The organism is Phreatobacter sp. (genome assembly GCF_052440005.1).
Taxonomy (GTDB): Bacteria; Pseudomonadota; Alphaproteobacteria; order Rhizobiales; family Phreatobacteraceae; genus Phreatobacter.
In genome coordinates this window covers 1-4,409 of sequence record NZ_JBQVQL010000162.1, presented here as the reverse complement: position 1 = coordinate 4,409, position 4,409 = coordinate 1, and the positions used below count along the sequence as shown (strand labels likewise).

Here is a 4,409-nt window from a genome sequence, read left to right as displayed (position 1 = left end):
GTGCGTGGTGGTACGGCGACCGCGGGCGCGGGCCGTGCGAGCCAGTCAGGCAGGGCCGGGCGCACGATCGTCTGCGGCGCGATGGGCGCCCGCGCCGCGGGGAGCGCCGGCCCGTTGCGCCAGCGCTTCACCACACCGTCGCCGTCGTCGGCCGACTCCTCCACCGCCTCGCTCCCGATGGTGCGGTCGATGATGTCGTACCAGACGTCGGGGCTGGGCTTCTTCGGCCGCGCCCCGCAGACGATCAGCCTGTCCGCCGCGCGCGTCATCGCGACGTAGAGCAGGCGCCGATATTCTTCCGCCTGCGCGTCGCGGCTCAGCCTGCGCGCCTCGGCTACCAGCGGCGTGTCGGCCTTGGAGGCCGGCGACCAGACGAGGCGCGGCGGCGCGTCGGCCGGCGCATGGGGCGGCCGGATGGCGAAGATCTTCGGGTCGTGGCTGCCGCCGGGCTTTCCCATCGTGTCGGCGAGGAAGACGATGTCGGCCTCCAGCCCCTTGGCGCCGTGGACGGTCATGACGCGGACCTCGTCGCGGCCGAGCTCCATGTCGCGCTTCACGTTGACCTCGCTCGCCCGCATGGCGGCGAGGAAGCCGCGCAGGGTCGGGATCTCCGAAGCCTCGAAGGTCAGCGCCATGGACATGAACTCGTCCAGCGCATCGGCCGCTTCCGATCCGAGGCGCGCCAGCATGGCGCGCCGGCCCCCGTCGCGCGCCAGAACCCGGCCATAGAAGGCGGCGGGCGGCAGCGCGAGGGCCTCGTCCCGCCAGCCGGCGAGACGGGCGGCGGCCGGGTGCGCGTCCTCCACCAGCGCGTCCCACAGTGATCCCGGGCGGCCCGAGGCGAGCTCCAGGAGCTCCTCCTCATCGATTCCGATGAGCGGGCTCTTCAGCACCGCGGCGAGCGACAGGTCGTCCTCCGGCGTCAGCAGACAGTCGCCGAGCGCCAGCAGGTCCATCACCGCGATATGCTCGCCCAGCACCAGGCGGTCGGCGCCGGCCACCGGCACCCCGGCGTTCTTGAGCGCCCGGATGATGCTCTCGAAGATCGGCCCGCGCCGCCGCACGAGGATGAGGATGTCACCGGCGCGAATCGGCCGGTCGCGGTCCGGCAGCCGGTGCCCCTCGTCCAGCCACAGCCGGACGTGACGGGCGATGCGCGCCGCCAGGCGCTCGGCCGCATCACCGAGGGTCGGCGCATCCACCGGCGCGGTCCAGGGCGACCTGTCCTCCGCCGTCTCCGGCAGGGTGGCGGGCCAGAGCTCGACGAGGCCGGGCGCTGCCTGCCGCGCCGCCTCGTGCGGCATCAGCGGCCCCGGCGTGAAGGACAGCCCCTTCCGGGCGTCGTCGTCGGTGAAGACCCGGTCGACGGCGCTGAGGACGGCGCGGGTCGAGCGGAAGGAGAAGTTCAGGTTGATCTGCCGCTCGAAGGGCCGCGCGGCCGCGGCGAACTTGCGGGCGAAGCTGTCGCGCAGGCCGCTGAAATTCTGCGGCACGGCGCCCTGGAACGAATAGATCGACTGTTTCTCGTCGCCCACAACGAAGAGCGTGCGCGGCATGCCGCGGGCGCCCTCGCCAGCGGTGAACTCCTCGATCAGGGCGCTGACGATCTCCCACTGGTCGGGGCTGGTGTCCTGCGCCTCGTCTACCAGGACGTGGTCGATGCCTTGGTCGAGCTTGTAGAGGATCCAGGGCGCCGAGCCGTTGCGCAGGAGGTCGCGCGTGCGCACGATGAGGTCGGCGAAATCGAGCGCCCCGCGCGCCGCCTTTTCCGTCTCCACCCGGCGGCAGATCGCCTGTGCCAGGGTGAGCAGCGCCGCCGTGCCGTCCCGCAGCTGTGCCGCCCGGCGCTTCTCGCGCAGCGCCGCGATCCGTTCCTTCTCCCGCTCCAGGATCGCGCAGAGAGCCGGCTCGCGGGTGGCCACCGCCTTGGTGACCAGCCTTTGCCGCGGGTCGCCGTCGGCCTTGAGGAAGATGCGCTCATAGAGCTCGGTCCGCCGCTCGGGCATCCGCACCGCCTCGCGCAGCGCCGCGACGACGTCCCTGTCGGTCTTCGCGTCTGAGTGGTGCGCCAACGTCTCGGCGACCCCGGGCCATTCCGTCGGCGGCAGCTCCGCCTCGCCGACGATGGCTGCGGTCAGCGCCGCCTCGGTTTCGCCGGGCAGGAGGCCGAACAGGTCGCCGAGGGTCGCGATGGCCTGCGTGAGCCCGCCGCGGGCTGCGATATCCGCCTCCATGGCGTGGCGGGCGGCGAGCGCCTCCCCGAGAAGGTCGTCCACCGTCGAATCGGCGGCCACGGTCGAGAGATAGGCGAGCGCCCGGCCCATGTCCCCGTCGGGCTCGGCCGCCGCCTCCAGCAGGATGGCGAGCTTTGCCCGCCGGACCATCTCCTCGTGCTCCCGCTCGTCCAGCACGGTGAACTGCGAGGCGACGTTGGCCTCGAAGGGGAACTGGTGCAGCACGCGCTCGCAGAAGGCGTGGATCGTCTGCACCTTCAGTCCGCCCGGGGTCTCCAGCGCTTCGGCGAAGAGCCGGCGCGCCCGGCGTAGGGTGGCCGCGTCGTGGTGCTGCCCGTCGAGGGCATGCAGCGCCTGGCGGAGGGTCGTGTCGTCCATGACCGCCCACTGCCCGAGCAGCTCGAAGACGCGGTTCGCCATGGTTGCGGCAGCCGCCTTGGTGAAGGTCAGGCAGAGGATGGCGCCGGGCGGCGTTCCCGCCAGCATCAGCCTGACGACGCGGCGGGCCAGCACATAGGTCTTGCCGGAGCCGGCATTGGCCGAGACCCAGGCCGAGTGGGCGGGATCCGAGGCCCGGCGCTGCGCGATGACGGCTTCCGGGGGGGCGGCGAGGTTGCGGCTCATTCGCCCTCTCCCGTGCCGGTGGACCATTCCTTGACGCGGGCGAGGTGGGCGTAGTCGCCGGAGCGGCCACCGACATATTGCGGCATGGCCCACGAGAGATAGCCGCGCCGCTCGTCCTCGTAGGCAGCGATGAGCCGCTTCAGGCCGGCGAGGGTGTCCTCCACGAGGGTTTCGACGCCTGTCTCGACCTTCACCGCGCGGAACTCGCCGGCCGGGTCGCGGCCGCCGAGCTTGGCATAGACGAGGGCCTCGATCGAAAGGTCAGGATGAATCTCGGCGAAGCCTCCCGCCTTCAGCACGGCCGCCTCCAGCGCCAGCTGCGGCGCCAGACCGGAATTGACCTGCTTGTCGCTCGGCGGACTGCCGGTCTTGTAGTCGATGATCTCGGCGCGCCCGTCCTCGGTGACGTCGATGCGGTCGGCCTTGGTGGTGAGGCGGAAGGCACGGCCTGCCGGCGTCTCGAATTCGAGATGGCCGGAGCGCTCGGCATGGGCGGCGGCGAAGAGCTTGCGCCGGTCGGCGTCGGCGCCCGCGAACCAGGCGGCGATGCGCAGGTAGCGCGGCCACCACACGGCCCTGACGGACGGGTCGTCCCAGTAGGGCGCGAAGGCCTCGCGGCCGAGGGCGACGAGGCGGCCGACCGGATCGGCCACCGGGCCCGCCGAAGCCTCGCGGGTATAGGCATCGAGTGCGCCGTGGATGACGATGCCGCGCTCGACCGCGCCGGGCACCTGGTCCAGCGCCTCCAGCGCCCTGAGCTTCAGGACGTGGCGGGCATAGACGGCATAGGGGTCGCGCTGCAGCGTCTCGATCTCCGTGACCGAGAGCCGCGTCGGCCTGAGAGCCAGCGGCGGCGCCGGATTGGGGCGCGCGATCGGCCGCGGCCGCTCCACCGCGTCCAGCGCCTGCGCCAGGGCGAGGACCTTGTCGCCGCGGGCGCGCAAACCCGCCCAGGCCTCCTCGCCGAGCACCACGGCGAGGCGCTGCATCCAGCGCGACGGCACGGTCGGCACGCCGCCGGCCTTGGTGGCGCGCGTCAGCACCACCTGGCGCTGGCCCATCAGCTGGCAGAAGTCGTGGGCGGCGAGGCCGACCCGGCGCTCCGGCGGATCGATGCCGAAGCTCGCCCGCATCGCGCGGTTGAGCCAGGGGTCGAGCCGCGTCTGGCCCGGCCAGGACCCCTCGACCAGTCCCGCCATCACGACGCAGTCGACATGGAGCAGGCGGGCCTCGACGAGGCCGAGGATGCGGATGCGCGCGCCGGGATTGGCCGGCAGGCGGGTCGTCTGGGTCTGCATCAGCGCGTCGAGGGCGGAGGGGTAGTCGTCGCGGGTGAGCGGAAAGGCCATGGCCGGCGGCGACGCCGCGAGGTCGTCGAGAAGGGTCAGCACGGCCTCGGCGCCGATGGCGGCCCCGTCGAGCCCGAGCCGCCGCAGCACCTCGCGGTGAGCCGCGGCGAAGGCGGCGATGGGCGCCTGCCGGTCGAGGGTCGCGAGGGGTTCCAGCGCGGCGATGGTCTTCGACAGCAGAGCCCGGCCCGCGGCGAGAGCC

2 protein-coding genes are annotated in these 4,409 nt (G+C 73.0%); both read right to left on the bottom strand.

Annotated features, from left to right (window positions below):
- On the bottom strand, positions 1 to 2,858 hold a 2,858-nt coding region (gene addA, locus ACT6XY_RS22460), incomplete at its 3' end, for a double-strand break repair helicase AddA (protein ID WP_444750527.1).
- Positions 2,855 to 4,409, bottom strand: a 1,555-nt coding sequence (gene addB / locus ACT6XY_RS22455) for a double-strand break repair protein AddB (protein WP_444750526.1), incomplete at its 5' end; no start/stop codon positions are given. The genes addB and addA, both read right to left, overlap by 4 nt.